Below are 23739 nucleotides of genomic sequence, written 5' to 3'. Positions count from 1 at the left end.
ACTAATAGCGATATGTACTGCCTTTCAGATCAAAAAGCAGGATCTTCTGCCCTGACTTTTTGAGGAGCCTGATTTTGTCGACCTCGGTAGTATCCATCCGCTGTATGTACGCTGCATCTTTGGGCAAATACATATTTGTCAGTTGGGCATCCTGAATTGAAAATGGCCAGTACGTTTTTTCGATTTCGTCACGAGGGTGAAGCCGAATGGACGGATAAAGCACGGTATCGCCCGGCGTGTACGCCTGCTTGATTTTCTGGGCAACCAGGTAGTACGGATTGGGTTCACGGGGGTTAGCGAAGTACGTGTATTTGGGCGCCTGATCTTGGTAAATAGTGTACAGCAATCGAGCAACAAAAAAGCTTTGGATGGCTAAAACTACCAATAGTATTTCTCGAAATACAGTTGCGACGCGCATGACCTGCTCCAATAGCAAGGCGACCAGAATAACACTAAATGGGAAGGAAAAGCCCGAATAGCGTTGCGTAATTCCATACGTATGCCCATTGCGAAACGACATCACGATCAGGAACAGGGTAGGCACAACGGCCAGTAAACTAACGAAGACCAGGAGAGGTAATCGACCCTCCGTTGCCTGTCTGCGAATTGCCAGTAGTAGACTATAAGCAAACGAAGGGAGCGCGGCCGCTACTACGTATTGAAGATTCGCGACCGTAACTAACGGCAAAGCGGCTACCAGTAATAACAAGTAAGCCACGAAGATCCATACTGGAATCGGACTCCTCTGTTGGTAGCGAACGAAGAGCCAGGCTGCGATTAAACCAAAAAATCCCGCTATGGCTAAATTTCGAACGCCCAGAGTATCGAATTGCCCAAGTCCATTTGAGACAATAAACAGATCCGCCCAAATGGGTGCCGAACGTTCGGCAACGTTGATGAACGTCGCTGGCAGAATGATCCCAAACCCGTTTTTATAAGGATCAGTCAGCGCAAGGTTGCGATAAAACTGTGCCTGATAGGCAAGTGTTTTAAACGTATAAGCTCCTCCGCCAAATAGAAACCATAAGGATACCAGCGCTATGCCCACTACTCCCACTACCAGAAAAGGTACCCAACGGCGTGCTGGACGTACATAGATCAGTGCATAGAGACCATGACATAGAAAAACGGTAATGGTCAGGTAGTGTGAGAGCAAAGCAATCACAAATATCAACCCGTAAGCCACTAGGAGTTTGCCGGTTGGTCGCCCCAATCGATTCCGATCCAGGATTATTAAAAGCAAGTGCGTTGCCAGCAATGTCAGAAAAAAGCTCATCGAATAATTGCGAGCCATATGACTGTAGGCAATGAAAAAGGGCTCAATGGCCGTCAGAAAAGCGCTGAGTAAGGCCAGGCGTTCGGATTGAAAATGCCGACGTACAAACAGGAAAACCAGGCCGACAAGTAGCGTACTGAACACGACAGAAGGAAAGCGAAGCGAAAAATCGCTTAGCCCAAACAGCTTGGTCCATCCCCACAAGACGGCATAATAACTGGGGCTGTTACCAATATCACCCCTGATATTGGCACCTATAAAATCGTCAAGAGACTTTTCTTTCCAGAATTCTTTGGGCGTAAAATAGGTCTTTCCGGGTGTAAAAAACACATCTCGTTGGTTGGCTCCTTCCATAGAAATGCCCTGAGAGATAACCAGCGTATATTTTTCATCGAGGTAAATGCCATATGTGCTGGAATGATACACCCGCAAGCCAAAGGCCAGGGCCAGAATCACCGCCAGGATTGCATTCGTCGGCTTGAATAATTTCATAAAGGTGTTAAAAGCGCCCTATCATGTTCATTTACGTTGTGAACAGGATATAATAAACTGAGCCGAGAAGATATGCTTTAAGAGCGGTATTTTTTCTAAGAAGGGTTGAAAAAAATAAATCACTTTGGCAGGTCCTGTCGGAAAGAAGAACGGAACATAACCCACGTAGCTCCAGGATGTTACCTGACCACCAGCATTCCGTATCCACCGCTTTAACTGCCATTCAAAGAAAGACTGTTCCTCATGTTCAATGTGATATTGAGAGGTTCGTTCAATGACTTTCAAAATAGGGTTGTTCCCATTGGGCTCCATGATAATCAGATTGTCGGCCAGTTTAAACGCATTTGTGATAGCCTTCTGCTGATCGGACAAATGATGTAACACGCCCCGAATAACGGCAACATCGTATTTCCTGGCGGGCGCTATCAGCTGATCATCGAGTAAGTTAATCGTCTCAAACTTTACATCTGGATAATTCTGTTTAGCGATCTGAATAGCAGAGTCGGCGGGATCGAATCCATGTACATCCAATTCAGGAAAATTCTGTTTGATATTATTGGTGTACATCCCATCACCACAACCAATATCCACTAGTGTTTTGTAGGAAGGTTTGATGAATTTGAAGATTTCATCTGAGATACGTTTGTTGGCAACATCAGAAGAGAATTGAGCATTCGTGGTGTAGAGAAATCCTCCATTTTCACGCACATTTCGATTAAACTCTTGAACGTTCTTTTTTAGAGCGGTATTCATTGCAAGAAGATTAATTTAGTGGATAAAAGTTTATATATAATACTTCAAAATGGGCAATAGTAAACGCTGACTACTAGTTGACTAACAGACAATAGTTTCTTAAGAATAAAGAAGAATAATCTTCAGGCGCTCAGAAAAGAGGCCATTCGACGAACCCCGAAAAGTCGTCAGTTATAAATTTGTAGAGGAGGACTATTGAGGCATAGTTCAGCTACCGCTACAAATTCTGAAGCCAAATAAAAAAACCAAATAAAAAAAAGCAACTTTATCTTAAAAAATAATTAAAACTCTGTCTGCCTTAGAAGCAGTTTTATAGATAGATACCTTAACGTATTTACACTATGAAGTATACAGTTAACTTATTATTCTTTTGCAGTATATTATACTAGCTATGAATTATCGAGAGCCCGTTGAAGGGCCTGCGCAAACTCCTTATCATTAGGCGGTAAAAGCATCTGTTCGTGATCGCCAGGAACACTATGCACGCGCACTCCTTTCAAGGCATATTTTTTCCAGCCCAGATACTTATTATCGTCAACAAAATAAATGCGCACTTGTGCTTTAAACAGATCCACGATTCCATCGTAAGTCTTCATGGTATATTTTTCAAAAGCACGTTCATGTTTTTCCATAATTTGCTCAAAGAGATCAAGCCCTTCCTTGGGTTGGGGCTTTTCGCGTAGGCCCACTTTCTTGAGCAACGCATCTGCCTTCTGCTCGAAATATACCTGCTGATACCGGAGGGTTGAGATTGGCTGACGTAGGAAAGAACGCGTAAACCACATAAATTTTGGAAACTGCCGGAGAATTTTTCGTTGCAGCCAGCCCAGCATCGATCGATTGGTATCTGACTCCTGAGCGTTGGTATCGAACATAGCCAGTAATTTCATCTCTTTGCCCATGGCTTTGAGCTGTCGGGCCATTTCCAGGGCGACATACCCTCCAAACGAATATCCAGCTATGGCATACGGCCCAGTTGGATTTTGTTCCAGCATTTCACTTAAATAGAAGGCGGCAATATCTTCTATATTATCCAGCGGCTCATCAATGCCGTCTAACCCTCGGGCCTGGAATCCGTAAATGGGCTGCTGAGGGTCTAAATGACTGAGTATCCCGCTAAAATTCAACAGATTCAAACCAATTCCATGAACAATATAGATGGGGATCTTATTACCCGCTGGTTGAATGGAAATCAGCGACTTCCATTTTGTTGGCTTATCGCCGGTCTGAACAACTTCGGCCAGTTTTCGAATGGTCGGGTAGGTTAGTAAGTTCGATAAAGGCAGGCGTTTACCTGTTTCCTTTTCAAGCTGTACCATTACCTGAACAGCGATCATAGAGTGCCCCCCCAGTTCAAAAAAATCAGCGTCGATACTTATTTTTTCCAGACCAAGCGCGTCTTTCCAGATGGCAGTAATCAATTTTTCAGTCTCTGTAACCGGTTCGGCTTCAGCGCCTTGAGCCACCAGCATACTGGCTGGTTTAGGCAGCGCGTTGCGATCAATCTTTCCATTGGGCGTAATGGGCAATTGTGGAAGGCTGACAAAATCAGTCGGAACCATGTACACCGGCAAAACGTCCTGCAATTTCGTTCGCCACACAAGTACCTGACGCATAAAGGCAGCATTATCCAACGGGGGATTGGTTACAACGTAGGCAATTAAGCGTTGATCACCAATCCGCTCTTCACGAGCAACCACAACAGCTTCACTTACACCCGGCTGTGTGATGAGCGCGTGTTCAATTTCACCCAGTTCAATACGGTAGCCTCTGACTTTTACCTGCTGGTCAATACGACCCAGGCAATGAATTTCGCCATCAGCCATAAACTTACCCAAGTCGCCCGTTCGATACATCATCCTTTTTTGGGACTTATCAAATGGGTTGAGGACAAATTTATCCTTTGTCAGTTCAGGCCGGTTGAGATAGCCACGCGCTACGCCTTCACCGGCGAGATAGATTTCGCCGATGCTGCCTTCAGGCAATGGGTTCAGGTGTTCATCGAGGATGTATACTTGTGTATTCTGTATTGGTCGGCCAATGGTAATGATCTCATCACTGGCCAGAATCTGCTTCCCGGTCGAATAGATAGTCGTTTCTGTTGGCCCATACATATTCCAGAGCGAGCCACATCGTGCGGTTAATTTTTGGGCTAAGTCTTTCGACATAGGCTCACCACAACACAGAATTTTCACTGGCAGCTGTTGTTCCCAGCCAGCAGCAAGCATCATTTTGTAGGTAACCGGAGTGGCCTGAATAATACTGATTTTCCAGGTTGGAATAGCCTCCAATAAAGCCCGACCGTCTTTGGTCATTTCGGCATCGGCCAGCACCAGCGTAGCACCAACTAATAAGGGCAGGTATAACTCAAGGCCTGCAATATCGAACGAAACCGTCGTCACGGCCAGCAAGGCATCATCCTTCGTTATACCGGGCCAGGCGATCATGCTATACAGCAGGTTGACCAGGTTATGATGTTCAATCAGTACACCTTTCGGCTGACCTGTTGAACCGGACGTGTAGAGAATATACGCCAGGTCGCTACCCGTAACTGGCACACTAGGCGCTTCTTTGGGATATGTATCCAGTTTAGCCAGAACCTGCTCAATCAATAAAACGGACGTCTTGGTAGCTTGTCGTCCGGTAGACTGATGGCTGATTTGTTCGCCCGTATGGTATTTTTTAGACGTAATGAGCAGACTAGCCGATGAATCGGCCAGCATAAATGCAACCCGGTCGTGCGGGTACTCCGGATCAATGGGCACATAAGCTGCCCCTGCTTTCAGCACCGCCAGCAACGTAATAACCAGCTCGGGCGACCGGTCCATTACGACCCCTACCACCGCTTTTTGCTGATTGGCACCCAGGCCATTTTGCAGAATAGCATGGGCTATCTGGTTGGCCTGTTCGTTCAGCTCACGATAGGTTAACGTTTGCCCCTTCGTAAAAATCAGCGCCGTTTTATCTGGATAGGTAGCCGCTGTTTGATCGAGTAACGCATGTAACGAACTCGTGCGCGGATAATCAGCCTTTGTATCATTCCAGAGCGTTAACTTCCGGAGTTGTTCGAACTGATCGGCCAGGAGAATATCCTCAATGCCAATCGACGGATTCTCAACTACTGCTTCCAGTAAGTTTTCAAATTCGCCCATCATCCGGTCAATGGTGGTTTCTTTGAACAGTTGCGTGTTGTACGACCATTCAAGCACCAACTCAGCGGTCGTAGATGATCCGCTGATATTTAAGAATAAGTCAACCGCTCCATATTCTCGGGGGTTGCTAATTAGCTCATAATCGAGGCCGTAAAAGTTCACTCCATCGTCGATCCCCATGTCCACGTTGAAAATAACGGGCACCAGCGTTGTGCGTGATGGATCTCTAACAACAGATATTTTCTTGATCAGGCTACCAAATGTTAGCTGCTGATTATCGTAAGCGTCAAGTACGTCCTCTTTGCGCTGTTTTAGAAACTCAAGGAAGCTAAATTCTGACCGGGGGAAACTTCGTAACGGCAACAAATTGACACAGTGGCCAACCAGACCCAGATAACCCGTAGCCGACTGCCCCGATGTTGGCAAACCAACCACAATGTCGTCCTGCCCCGTTAATCGATGCAGAAACACCTCGAAACTGGCCAGCAGGGTTGTAACGAAACTACACCCTGCCTTTGCGCCCATCTTTTTGACTGCCAGCCCCAGTTTGTCGCTCAGTGGATAATCCCGGCGAGCGATTTTGTAGGTACGGAGCGCAGGCCGGGCAAAATCGGTCGGCAGATCCAGTACGGGAACGGAATCCTTATACTGATTTACCCAGAATCGCTCAACTTGAGCATACTCTTTGCTCGCCAGAAACTGAAGCTGATCGGCGGCATACTGGCTATAGGTCGGAGCTTCGGGCAATGTTGGTACACGATGTTGGGCATACGCAGAATAGAGCGCACTTAAGTCCTGAAGCATAATGCCCAGCGACCAGCCATCGCATACAATGTGGTGTGCTGTTAACGTGAAATGATGAACCGTATCTGATAATTTAATCAGTCCGACTTTTGCCAAAGGACCATTGAGCAGATCGAACAGGTATAAGGCATCCTGTTTTACATACTCCTCGATAATTTGCGTCTGTTCTGCCTGGGTTTTATTGGAACAATCCTGATAAACCAGATCAATGGAAAGCTGACCAAATACACAGATCTGCCTTCCATCGGCACTAAAAGCAGAATGCAGAGATTCGTGGCGTTGTACTAATGCGTGCCAGGCCTGTTCCAGAGCACGTTTATCTAAGAGGCCATTAAATCGCAATGAAACCGATTCATTAAATGACCGACTGGCATCGTCGCCACCTAATTGACAGGTTGCCCAAATTTCTGTTTGTGGTTCAGTGGCGGGAGCCAACCGCACGATATCCGGGCCATCAAACGGGTTAAAGTCAACAGCAATCAGATTTACGTTTGTAATGCTTTCCACCATCGGTAGTCAATTTAATTCAATCTGAAGGTATTTTCCGGGCTGATCTGGATTCGGTACAAACCAAGCTGGATTTCCCTCCCGATCACGACCTAATCTGGCACCGGGGGCAGGGGGCATATCCTTTACAAAACTTGCACCAGCTTGTCCAGTGCTGGTTATTGAATTTGAATCTTTTTTAAAAAAACCAGCATCTATCAGTTCCCGAACACTATCGGTAAACCGGCGAATTAGTATATCTATTTCCTGATCAGTATGGGCTTCTGTCAGGAAGCACGGAAATCCATCCCAAATATGAATTCCCTTATCTCGCATTAAAGTAAACAACAACTCACCATAAATTATATCTTCTTTAAACTTTATTTTCCAAAGTGAGCCAAAATTAACAACAGCGATAGGCAATTGATGTTCTAGTAGAACTGCATTCAGGGCATCGGCAAGCCGTTGTGTCTTCCGGGTTAGCTCCTGTTGCAAACCCGGCCCTACCTCTTTCATGTGGGTTAACGAGGCTTTGGCTGCGGCCAGCGCCAATGGATGCCGAACAAACGTTCCGGCAAAATACGTGACGCCCACTTCTGGCACAGAACTGTCGCCATACTGCCAGAAGCCTCCGTCGAGCGCATCCATAAACTCACGTTTGCCCGCAATGACACCAATCGGCAAACCCGCTCCGACTACTTTACCATACGAACCCAAGTCAGCCTTGATACCAAACAAAGCCTGAGCACCGCCGGGATGTGTTCTGAAGCCGGTGATTACTTCGTCGAAAATTAAAGCCGTGCCGGATTTTTCAGTGATGGCGCGTACCTGCTTTAGAAACTCAATGGGAACAAACTCAGGTCGGCGACTTTGAACAGGCTCTACCAGAACAGCCGCCAATTCATGCGCCCGCTCGCGAATGATCTGAAGACTTTCCTCGGTACCATAGTCCAAAATCAACATGTTCTGCACAGACTCAGGCATAATACCAGGCGCTGCCGGAAATGACTTGAGTTTTTTAGTTCCTCGTACCAGAACCTCATCGGCAATACCGTGGTACGAACCTGAAAAAGCAACAATCAGTGACCGCCCCGTAACGGTTCGGGCAATCCGCATCGCACCCAAAACGGCTTCTGAACCGGTATTGCACAAAGCCGACCGATCGGTGCCCGTTAGTTCGCAAATGAGTTGGCAAACTTCGCCCGCAAGTTCATGCTGTGGACCTACTTCGAAACCAAGTTCAATTTGTGCGTGCAGTGCTTCTTTAACCCAATCGGGCTGGTAACCGAACATATTGGAGCCAAATCCATTCAGGGCGTCGATGTATTCATTACCATCAATATCCCACAGGCGGCTACCCTTCGAACGATTCACAACCAGCGGATAGACAATCTCTTTTGTCAGCGGCCGGAAACCAGACACGACCCGAGGATCGGCCATTTGAGCACGGTGTTCCTGGGCATATGCCTTGCTCTTACCTGTTTTCTGGGTATATCGTTCTGTAAACTGCTCTAAGAAATTCTGTTGTTTGGTACTTAGCTCCGAAGCCTGTCGATCAATCCGGGCCGTTGCCCCGAATGGCTTTTTCAGCTCAATTTTTTCTTCAGGGGTTAAGTCGGCCGTATCGACTTTTGAATGACCATTTTTCGGATGATCGTTCGAGTTTCCGTTCCCATTTACCGCTCCATTAGCCGAAGTCAAAATGGACTTTATGGTAGCAGGCACTACGGGCGCAGGCACAGATGCAGCCGTATTTCCTCCCTGAAGTAAGTCAATCTGTTTGGCGAGTAATTGTAGTTGCTGGGCAATCAGATCCAAAGCCGGATTGAATGTAGCCGTTCCTGCGGTAGACTGAACCATGATATGCTGATTGACTGGCACTGACACTGGTGCCGGGACTGACGCTGGTGCAGGTGCTGGTTGCTGAACAACTTCAGCAGGCAATGATTGATCGATATAATTGACCAGTTGATCCGGCGATGTGTATTCGCTCGTTAATTGGCGGAAGGTTATCGGTAAGCCAAATTCTTTTTTGAGCGTCAGTGCTACCTGGGTTAGTAACAATGAATCGAAGCCAATTTCCAGGAAGCTCGTATCAGCGGATACGCCATCCATTTCAATACCGGATGCGTCTTCGAGTAGTTGGTTAATTTTCTTGAGTAGGGTGTCTTTTCTCATAGCGACCGCTGTAGATTGCGTTTCGGGTGTGTAAGGAATCGATAACGATCCGTTCGCTGGTAATGGGTTAGGCAGCAACGTATGTCCGTTCGTCGACATTGATTGATTAGAATATAGTAAATGCGGGGGTACTGACATTTCAGGTTGTATATGTATAGCTACCGGATCGACCCAGCAGCGCTTTCGGTTAAATGCATAGGTTGGTAACGACACGTTTATTCGCTGCTGGCTCGCATAAAAAGCGTTCCAGTCTGGCTCCAGGCCCGCCATGTATAACTGGCCCAGTGTTGTTAAAACGGCCTGACAGGTGGCTGACCAATCGGGTTGATTAGCCAGACCAGCCAATACCGTAATAGGCTTTTTACCCGCTTGCTGCCGGGCGAGTGTGGCTGTCACATGACCTGGCCCAGCTTCCAGTAAGAGCGGATTATCGAAGGTAAAAAGTGTATTGAGGGCTTCTGAGAAGCATACCGTAGCGCGAAGATGCGTAGCCCAATAAGTCGGATCGGTCGCCTGTGTATCAGTTAACCAGGTGCCACTTACAGTCGATACTATCGGTTTTTGCGGGCGATTCAGGGAAACTCCCGCAACTATTTTCTTAAACTCATCCACAATTGGGTCCATCATGGCAGAGTGAAACGCATGGCTGGTCTGTAGTGGCTGGTTCGGAATTTCCCGTTCGTCGAGCACACGGGAGAAATCAGCAATATCTTCATCGGGTCCTGCCACAACGCAAAGCGCATAGCTGTTAATGGCAGCCATCGAAATCGTTGACGGCATCATCTCCATAACTGCCTTTGCTGATCTCCGCACAGAAAGCATACTACCACGCGGTAATTCACTCACCATTTGCCCACGAGCGGCAATCAGTGTCAACGCATCCGATAACGTGAACACACCGGCCAAATGAGCGGCAACAAATTCGCCAATACTATGTCCGCAGAAGACAGATGGCTCTATACCCCAGCTCATCCATAACGTAGCCAGCGCATATTCCGTAACAAAGAGCGCCGGTTGCGTATAGCGTGTATTTTTCAACCGCTGTTCAACCTCCGACGTAAGTATTTCGGGATACATAACCTGGCGAATATCGGTATCCAGATGCCGATTCAGGAGTTCGGCGCAGGTGTCTATTGCCTGCCTGAATACAGCTTCCTGTTCGTACAGGGCTCGTCCCATATTCAGGTATTGCGATCCCTGGCCTGGAAATAGGAAGACTACTTCATCGGGTCGGTCTGTCGATTTGGCTTCGCCAGCTATTTTTGACGATGAAGGTTTCGGATCAACCAGCAATTTATCGCGAAGTTCGGCGGGTGTGGCTGCTACGACAAATCGCCGATGTTTGAAATTGGCGCGTGTTGTTTGCAATGTAAACGCCACATCGGCCAAATTCAGTGACTCGGTTTGAGTAAGCTCATCAGCCAGATTTCGGGCGTAAGCATCCAGGCTAACTGGCGTTTTTGCCGACCACGTAATTAACTGAACCGGACGGCCACTGTCCGAAACGAGAGGCTTCTGGTCAAATTCTTCCAGCACGACATGGACATTTGTGCCCCCAACCCCGAATGAGCTCACACCCGCCCGGCGCGGATTCGCTGAATGTTGCTCGGCTGTATTCGACTCGGCAGTTGCCCAATCGGTAAGCTTCGTGTTAACAAAGAACGGACTGTTAGCGAAATCAATAGCTGGGTTGGGAGCCTCATAATTTATCGACGGTGGAATCTGCTTATAATACAAAGCTAGGGTAGTTTTAATCAGCCCTGCCACACCTGCCGCCTGCGTCAAATGGCCCATATTGCTTTTAATGGAGCCAATGGCACAGTATTGTTTTTCGACCTGTTCGCCAAATGCCTGCGTTAAGCCGTCAATCTCAATAGGATCACCCAAAGGAGTTGCTGTTCCGTGGGCTTCTATATAGCTAATCGTTGCCGGATCAATATTGGCATCTGCTATCGCCATAGCAATGGCTCCGGCTTGTCCTTCGGCACTTGGAGCCGTAAAACTGCCTTTCCCACCGCCATCGTTGTTTACGCCAACGCCTTTGATCACGGCATAAATCGTATCGCCGTCGCGGAGGGCTGCCTCTACATTTTTCAATAAAACGACCCCTGCCCCATCGCTGAACACGGTCCCCTGTGCATCTGCATCGAACGAACGGCAGTGTCCATCCTGGCTTAGCATGGCCCCCTCCTGGTACAAATGCCCACTATTGAGCGGGGTTGTTATACTGGCACCGCCCGCCAGTGCCAACTCACACTGTCCATCGCGAATACTCTGAACAGCCTGTGAAATCGCCAGCAACGATGTAGAACAGGCCGAATAAACACTGACTGCCGGGCCTTTCAAATCCAGCTGATAGGCCGTTCGAGAGGCTATATAATCTTTTTCATTCAGGGTCATCACCTGAAAAGCCCCTACCTGATCAATTAGATTCTTGTGACCAAGTACATTGTTCAGGTAATAGGTATTATTTCCGCAACCGGCAAATACCCCCACGCGACCACTGTAATGCTGCGGTAAATAGCCTGTTTGTTCAAGCGTTTCCCAGGCAATTTCCAGAAAGATGCGTTGTTGTGGGTCCATCAGTTGCGCCACATTGGGAGTTAACCCAAAAAATTGTGCGTCAAACTGATCGGCCTGATCAATAACCCCTCTCGCTTTTACGTAAAGTGGATCATTTTTAAGGCTGTCCGGTATGCTGGCGTCTAGTTCACTATCGGTAAAAAAGCGAGTTGTTTCTTTGCCCTGTTTCAGTAATTCCCAAAGGGCACCAATGGTATTTGCTCCCGGAAAACGACCTGCCATACCAATCACAGCCACATCGGTTCGTTGATTTGTCTCTGTCTTTTTTTCCGACTGAGCCTTGGTAACGTCAGTCGGCAAGTGGGCCGCTTTTTCTGTTTTTTGCGGCTGTAGGTAAGTAGCTATACCAGCAATCGTTGGATACTGATACAGCTTCGTAACTGGTAGCGTTTGCTGATGCTGCTTTAACAAGGCTACGGTCTTCTGAGCCAGAAGGGAGTTGCCTCCCAGTTCAAAGAAATTATCGTCCAGTCCAACCTTATCTAGCTGCAATAAGGTAATCCATAAACCAGCAATTGTCCGCTCGAGATCGGTTCTGGGTTTTCGGTAGGCAACTGCCAGGTCTGGTCGTTTTTGTTCTGGCGCAGGCAACTGCTTTTTATCAACTTTACCGCTGGTGGTCTTAGGCAGTTCGTCTAGCCAGACAAAAGCAGATGGCATCATATAGTCGGGCAGTTGCTGCTCAAGCTGTGTTCGTATACCCGACTTCGCAACGTGACCATCGGTTGCCACCACATAAGCCACTAACCGCTTGTGGCCATCTGTACCTTCACGAGCGACTACAACAGCCTGTTTGACGCCGTTAAGCTGATTGATAATAACTTCAACTTCGCCCAGTTCGACCCGGTGCCCGCGAATTTTAACCTGATCGTCGCGACGGCCTAAAAACTCGATTGTTCCATCAGGTAACAAACGTCCGAGGTCGCCCGTACGGTAAATCCGCATTTGGCCCTGTTTCGGACTATCCAGCTCAATAAATTTTTCGCTGGTCAATGCGGGTTGATTCAGATAGCCTTCAGCCAGGCAGGAACCACCAAAACAAAGCTCTCCAACTTCTCCGTCGGGCAGAATAGCGAGGCTATCATCGACAATAACTACGCTGACGTTATCAATTACCTGACCGATGGTCGGCAACAAAGGCCATTCGGTGGGGTCACCCGTTAACGTTAGTTGTGTGATAACGTGACATTCTGTAGGGCCGTACTGGTTGAATAAAACACAGCCCGGCAGCGCCGAAAAGAATTGTGCGATTTGGGGTGTAATCTTCAGCTGTTCACCAGCGGTCATAATTTCGCGCAAATGCACCGGAAACTGCTGCGTACTTACAGCAGTTTCGGCCAGATATTGAAGCGCGACAAAGGGCAGGAACAATCGATTAATGGCCTGTTCGTCAATGAATCGTAGCAGCGCGTTCAGGTCTAGCCGAAGCGTTTCGTCAATCAGCATCAGGGTGCCCCCTGTACTCAATGTGGCAAAAATTTCCTGAAACGAAACGTCAAAACTTAATGGTGCCAGCTGAAGCGTTCGCGTGTCAAGCCCTGCCGTTGAGTGCTTAGCCTGCCATTGCAACAAGTTCATGAGCGGACCGTGACCCATGCAAACACCTTTGGGCTTACCGGTCGAACCTGATGTATATAATACGTAGGCGGTACTTGTCTGATAATTAACTGATTGGTCGGTATATGTATATTCCTGATCTGACGTAATTACCTGAAATCCTAAGCGATTGAATAACGGCTGATCCTGTGCCGTAGCCAAACACGTTCGGAGGGCTGAATCCGTTTTAATTTGTTGCAACCGATGTTCTGGGTAGGCTGGATCAAGGGGCAGGTAAGCTTTGCCGGCTTTGAGGATAGCCAGCACACCAACAATCATCTCCAGATTACGAGTCGTGCTTACGCCAATCTGTTCAGCATCCGAATCAGCGGCCAGGATGGCCTGAGCAAGTGCCTCTGCCCGATCATTTAGCTGACGATACGTAAGCATAACTTCACCAAAGATCACAGCAATGCGATCCTGGTTTTCGAGCGACACTTGTTCAACAAGCTGATGAACGAACTGTGGGGAGAGTCTTCCCCGGCTTATGTCTTTGTAGACATTCATACCATTAATTGATTGAGGATCAGCAACTCGTTTAACGCCACAGGTATAGTATCAACCCATTGGTAGATGGATTAATCTGCCTGCGTGTTTACTAACCGTTACCTGTTTGACACCTAATGGACGTTCCGCTGCGACTGCAGGGAATGCTCCGGAGCAATGGGGTTCTGAACTACATCAGCTTTGCGTGGCACGTCTACGTAATTGCCTTCTACGCGGTTTAATACCGTCAGTATAGGTTGGTTTGTTACGCGTACATACATGCTTAACAGTTGTTTCTCAGCCCTTGCCCAGGGACTATTGGCATCAATTATTAATAGGGATAAAGCGCTGCTTTTGAGCAGATAAACCGGGATCTGATTGTTAATCAAAGCGGGGAGTTCAAGAATAATTCGATCGAACTGCGAGCTATCGAAGCCCTGATTGTAATCAACCAGATAATCGACTCCCGTAACATTCATAAAATCTGGACGAATGGTATACGGGAAATAAGTTACACCATGCCGTAGTTCACGCTGCTCGTTAGCGGCTGCCCGCGGATAACAATAGGCTACTTTCTGATCGGCATTTTCATACAATTGAATCAGGCCATTGGCTATCCAGGTTTTACCCTGTTTAGACCGGATACTAAACAGCGTTATAACAGGCGGATACGGTTTACTTACGTTCTGCGAAACTTCAATATTGATTGCATTTAAGAGCTGTTCAAACATGCTCCGGGATGCCAGCGTTGCTCTCGTAAACACCTTTGGTTTTCTAACCGTCGGAAATAAAGCCGTAACAGGCATCCCGATCATGGCTTCGGCTTGCTCAGGCGATTGAATGCGTTTGTCTAACCAGAAACGCAACGCGGTAAGCAATAAGGCGATAAAGATACCGACCCCTAAACCGATAGAAATTAGCTGAAAGCGTTTGGATGGCAGGGGTTGTAAAGGAAAATCGGGCGCATCTAAAATTTCTAATGTGCCCCCAATAGTTACGTCCTGACGCCGTGTTCGTGACTGATCTACATTCTGAATCAGATCTAAATATTCTTTTTCAGCAACAGACAAATTCCGATTCAGTTGACGAAGTTGCGAGCCCAACGGCCCATACTCGTTTGTTTTAGCCGCATAATCATCCATCCGCTTTTGGTAAAGCTCTAATCGGGCAGTTGATTCTTCATATTCCAACGACTTTGTTAGTCGGTCATTGGCCATCGTTTGCGCAGGGATAGCATCATTCGAATTCGCAGCGGCATCATATTTCTGCGCACTAACTTTCAAATCTTCCGAAGCCTGTTTGACGTTAGCCTGCAGCTGCGTAATTACCGATTGAGGTTGACCATACGCTCGGGCATTGGCTAATTTATTCTCCGCTTCGGTCAGCTTCTTTTGTTTTTCGGCCAGGTCATTATTGGCTTCGCGGATGCTCCCTTGTTGCCCCATGCGCCCGTTCAGTGCGTCCAGCGCTGCTTTTGCCGCATTTTTACGCATTAACTCCTGATTGTATTCGCCTTTCAGAGCCTCACGCGAAGACGCTACATTCCGGGCTTCTTCGTCATAATCCAACACCTGATGTTTTTCACTAAATGCCCGCAGGTCAGCTTCTGCCTGAGCCAGTTTTGCCTTCGCCTTTTCTAATTTTGCTTCGTAATAACCAATAACCGAATTGGTTTCGGATGTTTTGAGAGTTGAATACCGTTTGTTCAGGAATTCAATGGCATAATGTAGCGTGCGTTGGGATACGGCTGGGTCGTCTGACTCATACTCCATCAGCAGAACATCATTCGTATTCTTCCGGGCCGACCCTTTTATATTATCGCCCAGATGCTGAATAGAATAATACGAGTCTGATTTCAGCAGTAAGGTTTTTATCGGGTTGTCAGTTGGTGTTTTGGCTAAGCTATCTATCGTTATATGCAGCAGCGCAGAGTCGGCAGCAATGTAATACAGGTTTTCCCAGCCGGGTGTAATGGCTTTATGTAATTTCTGAAAGCCCGCATTGCCTAAGACCAGTGAATCGGGTTGACGTAGTCGAAGATGATCGGTGAGCAAACCAATGCCAATCTGAAGCAGGGTTTCCCGCGAATTAAGGGTCGTAAGAATATTATCGAAAGCACTAGCCGACCGATCCTGAAACGCACTATTTCGATCTGATAGTAATGAATAGCGCGAAACCAATCCTGTATAGAGTGTTGCCTGCGATTTATATACTTTCGCTTCATTCCGGGTCGCCCAAAAAGCGGTCGCTGCTGTCAGGCAGGGAATAAGAATGAACCAGAGTATATGCTGCTTCAGTAACCGCAAAAAAACCTCGATTGTCATACAATTCGTTTAGTTACGTCTCAACCGTTGAATAGGCATACCCACCAATGCTTCAAAGTAATGGACATTCTTCAGGAAATTACCTTTCGCCTGTTCTGATGCGGTTTTTGCCTGAACATAGCGGCTAGTTGTCGAAGCCATCGCGTCGGCCGTTATCTGACCTTTCTGAATTTCGACTTCACCAACACGCATTGCGGTTAGCGAAGCCTGTTCATCTATTAACAAAATCTTCAGGAGTTGCTGCGTCGTAATCATATCCTGATAAATACCGATCAGGTCACGTTTCAGCTGCAACTCAACGACTTCCTTCTGATGTACAGCGGCTTTGTAATTAGATTGTGCCTGTCGTACCTGATGCTTCCGTCCAAATAATTCATAAAGCGGAAGTCGCACATCAACACCCACACGGTAACCGTTAGCAATCTGTCCAAGGGTACCCTGCCCTGGTAATGTTGTCCCACCAGACGAAATAAGTATCTGGTTACCAGTCGAATAGTTGCCAAAACCAGCAACGTTTTGTAAAATTTGCACCTTGGCTATCTCATAACCTTCATTCAGCGAATTAGCTACTTCATTCTGATACTTTACAAGTGGAGAGTGAGCCACGGCCACTTTCATTATATCGTCGAACGGAAGGAGTTGAACAGCAACATCCTGGTTAATATCAAGATATAAGGTGTCATCAGCAAGGCCAGAGGAGGCACCAAATGAGACCAAACCCCGGGCGCTCCGGTTTTGTCCGTGGCAAACAGTTACTGCGAAAACTCCAACTACAAAAAGGAGACTAATTCGGCAAATCAGTATTTTGTTTAATTGGAATAAATGGAATCTCATTCTTAAAAAAATTTACGCAAGTCGCTCCACACAAGTACCAACCCAATAAGTTTCTTATTTTCTAAATTCAATAACCTATTATTTCATTTACTTAAAAACCCCTAACTCCGAGTTAATTGGCATTTTTACCCGATTGCTCAACTAACTACTCTAGCTTTTGACTATTTTATCACTACTTTGTCACACTGAAGTCACGTTACAATTCGGCCAGGCACTATACTAAGGCGCTTGTGTGTCGGGCGAGCCGTTATGAGGAGTGTGCATAAACCGCTTAAAGGCTTTCCGCATATTCATCATCGCTCGAACAAAGCTGAGTAACAAGACAGGGATAAGTAGTAACTCTTTTATGCTCACCCGTTTCCATAAATAAGCCGGTACCGAAATGATCATGCTGGCTATTTGCAAAACCAAGAGTATAAGTGGAATTTGCCACACGGCCTGCTTACCCGTTAGAAAGCTGATAAACACAGTGATAATCAGTAAGCCTAGTAAAAGGATTTTAGGTAAGATTAGCGCCTGCATTACTTTAAAGCCACTGGCAAATCGTCCGGCGAAGAGTTCGCGTACACCGCTCCAGAAATAATAGGTAAGGAACTGCCACTGAGCGGCAATCCAGCGAGTACGTTGATTTTCGAAAACTGCCCGCTGAGCCACTTTTTCGTCGTAGATGAAGGCATTCTCCAGGTAGCCTATTTTATGGCCACTCAGTACAATGTTGGTTTCCAGCTCTTTATCATACCCCCCCATCGTATGCTGTGTGGCCATAGCCGCTTTCATTAGCGCTGGTTCAAAGGCCATACCCGAGCCAATTGTTGCCGACGAAAGCCCTACTACCCGGCTTGCTTTCCGAAAAATATGATTGTTGATTTCTTCGCTGATAGCATCCAGAATGGCTACACTGGTATTTATGTTTTTGGCAACCCGGTGCCCCTGAACTGCTTTCCATCCCTGCGCAAAAGCAATATTGATCCGACTCAGAAAATCAGGCGCCATGTGGTTATCAGCGTCAGACACAACTAGTATGTCATACTGACCAATCGGTAACCTGGATAAAGCGGAATTAATGGCCTTGGCCACTGTCGAAACCTCAAATGAAACAGGGAGCACCTTAACTGGTAAAGTAGCTAATTGGCTAAGTGTTTGAGGATGAAACGAGTCGGCAATGATAATCAGGTCAAATCGGTCTGCCGGGTAGATCTGTTTCAGATTTTCGGTAACCGAGTCAACTATAACCGCATCTTCTTTATACGCAGGAATCAGAACGCCAATTTTCCTAAAAAAAAGCGGTGTCTCAAGTTGATCCGTATCATCTGCCTTGCCCAATCGACCAGCTACAGCAAATACGACCCAGTACAAGACATTTAGTGTGATAATTCCTAAAAAAAGGAGATAGATAATGTAAATAAACTGCATAATAACTAAAATGATCAACCAGAAAATAGATAGCAGTCTACTAGAAATCAGTGCCTGCTATAGTTGATAAGTAAAAAAACGAGATCACTTTATTGTCAACTTCTTTTTATAAATCAAAACCTTTCGATTACCTACCGTCTAATAAATTTTCGTCTATAGAAATGTTTTCCGGCTTTTCTGCTGCACTCATCAGTGGAAAAGCCTTGTCTTTTAAGACCCGTAATTTGTGACCAAGTCACAAAACATGACGCAACCATACGCATAATCTGTCCGTATATAAGTATATGCGCTACATTGTTGTTTTCGCCCAACAGGAAATTGGCTACGCCGTAGGATTCGATGATTCCGCCGACGCAGTTGATTTTTTATTCTGGGGCTACGAAGAATACGACCTGTTGCCCTATGGCATTTTCGACGCGTTAACAGGCGAGGTGTTTCCTTACGAACACCGGGGCGAGTTGGTCATTGACGTCGATGAGGAGACAATCAGCCGTACAGCCAGGGAGTATTTAAAAGCAGCTATTCGGCAAACAACATAGGAGTAAAATATTATGCTAACTCCCAGTTCCCAAATGTAATTCGTTCAATAGACCACCAGTCGTAGGACCGACGTAGCAAAGCAGTTCCTTTTTCGATAATGGATTCGGAATTACCTTCAACCCCGAGATGTACGACCAATGTAGCTTATGCGGTTTCAGTATCGTCAGCAATCGTTACCTCTGACACTGATCCTTCTCGCAAAGTTCTGGGCCACCAGCTTTCAATCAACTCAGTCAGGCAAGTGGTCACTTCGGGACGGGCGCTAGAACTCCACAACTCTGTATCTCGGTCGAAAAAACGATCATCTAAGCAATGATCAAGAGTATCGAACCGCTCTTCCGACAACATACGGATAAAATCATGGCAATGATTGATTATGTCGTACCGGTGGTTGGGATGAAATTCTTCGTAGATGAAGTTGGTTGTCCAGCCTCCACCCAAATCGGTGGTTTCGTGCGCGAATAGCTCATCAGTAACGAAGCGATACATAGTTCGATCGTCGTAATCGTCTGGCGCGAGAATGTCCAATGCCACTCTATGCTCACCCATTTGGCGAAGCAACGTATCGAGTGCCTGTGCCACCTCATTGTCGGACAGATCGATTTCGGGCAGAAATGGAGGTCTACCAACTTTATCATAAACCGTAATTTCCTTCGGATTTCTCTGCATCTCTTCAAGCGCGAGAATGCCATCCAGGAAGTCGCTCACTTCTTCGGGTGGGGTTGCCTCATCAAACGACTCAAACAGCACGTTATGCTCCAGTTCGAGTTTAAGCAATTTGATCTGATTATCGGCCCGAAGCGATTCGTCAGGAGTCAGTTCATCGAAGGTATCAGTCATAATTCGGTGAAAAGTTTGTTGTAAATAGTAGCGACTGAACGGCCAAACTACAATTAATAGGCTGACTAAAATCATGTCAACCTTCTTCAGTTCGGTTCAAAGCGAATAAACCCGGCCAATTGGTCGGGCTTATTCGCTTATTTAGTTTCGTGCTCTATTATTTCTTCATGCACCTGTCTTGTAAACTGTTCGGCTTCCTGCTGTTTGACCACCGAAACCGTAGCTGAGCCAAATACTTTATTATCCAGTTTATCCAAAACAAAAGCCATAAGTTCAGGATCATCGGTAGGTAAAGCCGCCAATAGTTGAAGCGTTATCGGCTCCTCAGCAGTACGTAGTTCATCAAGGCGTCCTACCCAACGGTAGACTTTATTTTTTACGGAATCCGATTTCTTCAAATCAAACGTAACCGGCTCATAGCAATGCCAAATTTCGTTTTTCCAGGCATATGGAAATTCGATCACATCCTTTGCAGTCGTTACTTTATGAGCTTGTAAACGATCCGTGATATTACGTTTTTCAAAAAGTGGTCGGTAAAGTTTTTTCCAAACGTCATAATCGGTACGTATATCCTCACTGACTTCTGGCGTATAATTCTCGACCATGCGGTCATATAGTTCGTCAAAAGTCAATTCTAAATCATCATCTAACCCGTATTTCACTTCAGAGAATTGAAGGGCCGTGTCGTCCTTGACTAAAAAACGATTCGTAACCGACTCCAAGTTTGTTGGTCGTTCTAAACGCACCTGACGGTCGATATTAAGACGATCAGCATAGCCTTCCAGCATGGCTTCCAAATGCCGCAATCGACGCTGCAAATTGCGACCGTCAAGTCCAGGAAAAAACGAACTTACACGACTGACTGAGCGAATAAATCCAGCCTTTACAAAACGAGATTCTGCCTGAAACAAGACTAAACCCACGTTGACAAACTCCCCGCTCACGCGGTCGGGCAGGTAACGTAGTACCTGATATTCGTAGGTTTTCATACTAAAAATGGTTTAACGGATTGCACAAACAAATCGCTGTTGTTGACTATCTGGGTCAAAAAACTCCGTATTTCCGGCAATTGGTCAGTTCGCCATTCCGGGGGTATCAATTCAAACGCCCTATCCCAAAATTTGTTATCCAAACGGTCTAACGCCTGCTTAATGGCCAATTCTGGCAATGGGAAGCGTTTAATTTTAGCCAACAAAAATAGGTTTTCTATCCATACACGATCCTGTTCGCGGAGCTGATATGGCGTCTTATTTTTGAATAAAGCCTGAATAAAGCTAAAGGCCAATTCATGGTCGTATATAACCAACTCCTGTCCATTCCCCATTAAATTAGGCTTTTCAACACGCCGATCTGCATTCTGAATAAACACATCAAAGACAAAAATGTGCTGTGCTTGTGGTAGTTCTACGGCACTCAGGGGCTGATGAACAGGGATAGTATCATAGCCAGGTATGTAAACCGAGCCAACATTTAAGCCAATGCTTTTTGCCAGCAGTTGATAATGCGCTTTACCTCGTTCGAGTTCCGAAAATTCAGGCAATATATCCACTAAAACAGGTTCAACAACCCGAATTCCCCATTCCTTAGCAATAAAGGCAGCCAGTAATTCGCGAGCGCAGGCTTCAGGTGTCATACGCTCACCACCACGAAACTTTACAACACAGTCAATTAATTGTCGAGTTTGTTGGTCGCGAGCAGCGACTAATCCAGGTTGATTGGCACCATTTGTAAATGTATTGTCGTAGCGTAGGGCTATCAGTCGTGGCAGTGTGTACGACGGGTCAGTAATTAGCATTGTTGAACAAGGTACGGAATGAGCAAATATATGAAAATACAAATCACTCCATTCCTAAAACTGACCTGCTTTAAAATCAATCAGATACGAAAATAGTGCCAAATCACTCGATCATCACGTAATGGCAAACAAGTGATTCTATTTATATTTGGCAGATTAGGCTTAATTGCTCTTTTTTAAGCGTACGGTCTGACAAGTTGCATAGCAATGCTAGTCATGTAAATTTCTATGACGAAGTAACCTTAGAGTTAATAATACTACTCATTCGATAATGCTTCAAAATTCTGATATTAAACAACTGATTAAACAACTTTGGAATAAGTTTTGGTCAGGTGGAATTAGTAATCCGATTACTGCCATTGAGCAAATTACCTACCTGCTCTTCATGCGTCGGCTAGACGAAGACGATGCGGAACGTATGACAAATGATGACACCTACGTTAGCATTTTCCCTAGCCAAGAGCTTCGTTGGTTCTACTTCAAAGATATGCCTGGCGACAAGTTACTTAGTCATATACAGACTGATGTCTTTCCATTTCTAAAAACGCTCTCTCCGGCCGACTCGCCGTTCGCAGAGCATATGAAAAACGCAGTATTCATCATTCCAAAACCGTCCCTGATGGTGGACGCAGTGAGAATTATTGATGAAATCTATATCAAGATTGCTCATGACTCGGCTGTTGATGGCCGAGGTCATTCGGTACAAGATATTCAGGGCGATGTATATGAATACTTGCTTTCGGAAATTGCATCAGCCGGGAAGAATGGACAGTTTCGCACTCCTCGTCATATCATCAATCTGATTGTCGAATTGGTGCAACCACAATTTGGTGCTTCTATCGCCGACCCGGCCTGCGGCACAGGTGGTTTTTTAGTAGCAGCTTATGTCTATATACTGACGCAACTTACATCTGATGCCCACCGCAAAAAAGATGAAGATGGTTTTGTAAGGGGAACACGGGCTGATAAACTAACCGACTCTGCCCAACGAGCGAATTGGGAACACGAGTGCTTTCATGGCTTCGACATTGACCAGACAATGGTACGTATGGGGTTGATGAACCTCATGATGCACGGTTTTAATAATCCTCAAATTAAGTATCAAGACACGCTTTCTAATAAGTATGACGCAGAAGAAAGCTATGATTTTGTATTTGCAAATCCACCCTTCACGGGTAATATCGATAAAAATGACATCAATTATGATCTGTTGCAAATAGCCGATACCAGAAAAACTGAATTGCTTTTTATAGCAGGTATTTACCGAATGCTACGTATAGGTGGCACAGCGGCCATTATTGTGCCACAAGGCGTACTATTCGGCTCTGGCAAGGCATTTGTGGAAACCCGAAAAATCATGGTGGATCAGTGTGAATTAAAAGCTGTGATTACAATGCCGAGTGGTGTATTTAAACCTTACGCGGGCGTGAGTACAGCCATACTAATTTTCACAAAAGGGAGAACTACCACCCAAACCTGGTTCTACGAAATGCTGGCTGATGGTCGCACTTTAGATGATAAGCGAGCCAAACTCGATAATTACGGTGATCTGCAGGATATCGTGGCATGTTACAGCGAACGAATTCAGACTCAGCCTAAAGACCGTAAAGGCCAATATTTTATGGTACCTAAAACAGAATTAGCTGAGAATAACTATGACCTTAGCCTCAGTAAATACAAAGAAGATAATTATGTAGCCTTTGAACATAAAGCGCCCAATCTTATCCTGGCCAATTTGCGAATGCTGGAAACTGAGATTATGGCCGGATTAAACGAGTTAGAGAGCTATTTAAAATAATAATGAGAAGATTAAGAATAAAAGATATTGGGCAAATAGTATCAGGATCGACGCCAAGTCGATCAACGAAAGAGTATTGGAACGGCAATATTCCTTGGGTAACCCCTAAAGAGTTAACTCGATTAGATACACCTTATTTAAATGATAGCCAAGAGAAAATTACGGAAGAAGGCTATAAATCTTGTTCGGCAAGAATACTTCCAAAAGGAAGTATTCTGTTTAGTTCACGAGCACCCATCGGGCTAGTAGCGGTTACCAATATTGAGGTTTGCACCAATCAAGGTTTTAAAAGTATTATTCCTAATGAGGATATTGATTCATTATATCTATACTATGCACTTAAGCATTATAAACGTGAACTAAATTTACTTGGAACTGGGACTACATTT

Annotated in this window: 14 protein-coding genes; 3 read left to right on the top strand and 11 right to left on the bottom strand. The window is 45.9% G+C overall.

What is annotated here, in order from left to right; all coding sequences use genetic code 11:
* Position 1: 1 nt before the first annotated feature.
* The 7 genes from GO755_RS32270 to GO755_RS32240 all read right to left on the bottom strand — a co-directional run bounded on the left by GO755_RS32270 (position 2) and on the right by GO755_RS32240 (position 18377).
* Positions 2 to 1768: a glycosyltransferase family 39 protein gene (locus GO755_RS32270; RefSeq protein ID WP_157589570.1), complete on the bottom strand. Its 1767-nt coding sequence runs from the start codon at positions 1766 to 1768 to the stop codon at positions 2 to 4.
* A 27-nt stretch (positions 1769 to 1795) separates the two neighbouring features.
* Positions 1796 to 2521 carry a class I SAM-dependent methyltransferase gene (locus tag GO755_RS32265; protein WP_157589569.1) on the bottom strand — a complete coding sequence of 242 codons (726 nt, stop codon included), beginning with the start codon at positions 2519 to 2521 and terminating at the stop codon, positions 1796 to 1798.
* A 389-nt stretch (positions 2522 to 2910) separates the two neighbouring features.
* Positions 2911 to 6987 carry a non-ribosomal peptide synthetase gene (locus GO755_RS32260; RefSeq protein ID WP_157589568.1) on the bottom strand — a complete coding sequence of 1359 codons (4077 nt, stop codon included), beginning with the start codon at positions 6985 to 6987 and terminating at the stop codon, positions 2911 to 2913.
* 6 nt (positions 6988 to 6993) lie between these two features.
* Complete coding sequence (locus GO755_RS32255) at positions 6994 to 13827, bottom strand: polyketide synthase (RefSeq protein WP_157589567.1); 6834 nt, start codon at positions 13825 to 13827, stop codon at positions 6994 to 6996.
* A gap of 113 nt (positions 13828 to 13940) precedes the next feature.
* Complete coding sequence (locus GO755_RS32250) at positions 13941 to 16130, bottom strand: GumC family protein (protein ID WP_157589566.1); 2190 nt, start codon at positions 16128 to 16130, stop codon at positions 13941 to 13943.
* A 9-nt stretch (positions 16131 to 16139) separates the two neighbouring features.
* The gene (locus GO755_RS32245; protein WP_227687173.1) at positions 16140 to 16847 is read right to left on the bottom strand and encodes a TolC family protein; all 708 of its coding nucleotides are present in this window, start codon (positions 16845 to 16847) and stop codon (positions 16140 to 16142) included.
* Positions 16848 to 17183: 336 nt separating this feature from the next.
* Positions 17184 to 18377 (bottom strand): glycosyltransferase, encoded by a 1194-nt coding sequence (locus GO755_RS32240; RefSeq protein ID WP_157589564.1) that lies wholly within the window; start codon positions 18375 to 18377, stop codon positions 17184 to 17186.
* A gap of 284 nt (positions 18378 to 18661) precedes the next feature.
* Between GO755_RS32240 and GO755_RS32235 the strand changes: the two genes are divergently transcribed.
* Positions 18662 to 18916: a hypothetical protein gene (locus GO755_RS32235; RefSeq protein WP_157589563.1), complete on the top strand. Its 255-nt coding sequence runs from the start codon at positions 18662 to 18664 to the stop codon at positions 18914 to 18916.
* Between the two features lie 10 nt (positions 18917 to 18926).
* Here the strand turns inward: GO755_RS32235 and GO755_RS41915 are convergent, their stop codons facing one another.
* From GO755_RS41915 to GO755_RS32220, 4 genes are all read right to left on the bottom strand, one after another.
* On the bottom strand, positions 18927 to 19055 hold the full coding sequence (locus tag GO755_RS41915; protein WP_262887035.1) for a hypothetical protein: 129 nt from the start codon (positions 19053 to 19055) through the stop codon (positions 18927 to 18929).
* A 6-nt stretch (positions 19056 to 19061) separates the two neighbouring features.
* Positions 19062 to 19757, bottom strand: a complete 696-nt coding sequence (locus GO755_RS32230) for a hypothetical protein (RefSeq protein WP_157589562.1) — start codon at positions 19755 to 19757, stop codon at positions 19062 to 19064.
* A 137-nt stretch (positions 19758 to 19894) separates the two neighbouring features.
* Positions 19895 to 20746 (bottom strand): DUF3037 domain-containing protein, encoded by an 852-nt coding sequence (locus GO755_RS32225; RefSeq protein WP_157589561.1) that lies wholly within the window; start codon positions 20744 to 20746, stop codon positions 19895 to 19897.
* Entirely contained in the window at positions 20743 to 21552 is an 810-nt protein-coding gene (locus GO755_RS32220; RefSeq protein WP_157589560.1) for a HipA family kinase, read from the bottom strand. The genes GO755_RS32225 and GO755_RS32220 overlap by 4 nt, the downstream gene beginning before the upstream one ends.
* Before the next feature lie 271 nt (positions 21553 to 21823).
* Here GO755_RS32220 and GO755_RS32215 point away from each other — a divergent pair, with 271 nt between their 5' ends.
* Both GO755_RS32215 and GO755_RS32210 read left to right on the top strand, forming a co-directional pair.
* Positions 21824 to 23350, top strand: a complete 1527-nt coding sequence (locus GO755_RS32215; protein WP_157589559.1) for a type I restriction-modification system subunit M — start codon at positions 21824 to 21826, stop codon at positions 23348 to 23350.
* Between the two features lie 2 nt (positions 23351 to 23352).
* Positions 23353 to 23739: restriction endonuclease subunit S (locus GO755_RS32210; RefSeq protein WP_198174999.1), on the top strand; the 387-nt coding region annotated here is incomplete at its 3' end.

The sequence above is a fragment of the Spirosoma arboris genome, assembly GCF_009754945.1.
In the GTDB taxonomy this organism is placed as follows: domain Bacteria; phylum Bacteroidota; class Bacteroidia; order Cytophagales; family Spirosomataceae; genus Spirosoma; species Spirosoma arboris.
This window is presented reverse-complemented; position numbering and strand designations above follow the sequence as displayed.

Coding starts and splice junctions, on each gene's coding strand:
- GO755_RS32265 (WP_157589569.1), bottom strand. CDS start 2,521: ATGAATACCGCTCTAAAAAAGAACGTTCAAGAGTTTAATCGAAATGTG.
- GO755_RS32230 (WP_157589562.1), bottom strand. CDS start 19,757: ATGACTGATACCTTCGATGAACTGACTCCTGACGAATCGCTTCGGGCC.
- GO755_RS32270 (WP_157589570.1), bottom strand. CDS start 1,768: ATGAAATTATTCAAGCCGACGAATGCAATCCTGGCGGTGATTCTGGCC.
- GO755_RS32225 (WP_157589561.1), bottom strand. CDS start 20,746: ATGAAAACCTACGAATATCAGGTACTACGTTACCTGCCCGACCGCGTG.
- GO755_RS32240 (WP_157589564.1), bottom strand. CDS start 18,377: ATGCAGTTTATTTACATTATCTATCTCCTTTTTTTAGGAATTATCACA.
- GO755_RS32215 (WP_157589559.1), top strand. CDS start 21,824: ATGCTTCAAAATTCTGATATTAAACAACTGATTAAACAACTTTGGAAT.
- GO755_RS32235 (WP_157589563.1), top strand. CDS start 18,662: ATGCGCTACATTGTTGTTTTCGCCCAACAGGAAATTGGCTACGCCGTA.
- GO755_RS32220 (WP_157589560.1), bottom strand. CDS start 21,552: ATGCTAATTACTGACCCGTCGTACACACTGCCACGACTGATAGCCCTA.
- GO755_RS32260 (WP_157589568.1), bottom strand. CDS start 6,987: ATGGTGGAAAGCATTACAAACGTAAATCTGATTGCTGTTGACTTTAAC.
- GO755_RS32250 (WP_157589566.1), bottom strand. CDS start 16,130: ATGACAATCGAGGTTTTTTTGCGGTTACTGAAGCAGCATATACTCTGG.
- GO755_RS32255 (WP_157589567.1), bottom strand. CDS start 13,827: ATGAATGTCTACAAAGACATAAGCCGGGGAAGACTCTCCCCACAGTTC.